Source organism: Tamlana crocina (assembly GCF_012037625.1).
This window is the reverse complement of record NZ_JAAVJS010000554.1, coordinates 1-347: the sequence shown is the minus strand read 5'-3', so window position 1 is coordinate 347 and position 347 is coordinate 1. Positions and strand designations below refer to the sequence as shown.

At 41.8% G+C, this 347-nt stretch carries 1 pseudogene; it reads right to left on the bottom strand.

What is annotated here, in order from left to right:
* Window positions 1-347 (bottom strand): annotated as a pseudogene (locus tag HC176_RS18015) (elongation factor 4); the annotation flags it as partial.

Here is a 347-nt window from a genome sequence, read left to right as displayed (position 1 = left end):
CAAGAAGTTTACGCTTACGCGAGATATCTCCCCCATAACATTTTGCGGTAACATCTTTTCGAAGGGCCTTTACGGTTTCACGAGCGATGATCTTCGCCCCGATAGCGGCCTGAATAGGAATATCAAATTGTTGCCTCGGGATCAATTCCTTCAGCTTTTCACACATTTTCTTCCCTATATCAAAGGCATTGTCCACATGCAACAGTGCAGAAAGTGCATCTACTACGTTTCCGTTAAGAAGCACGTCCACTTTTACAAGTTTTGAAGCCCTCATTCCAATAGGAGAGTAATCAAAAGAAGCATAACCCTTAGAAACAGTTTTTAAGCGATCATAAAAGTCAAAAACG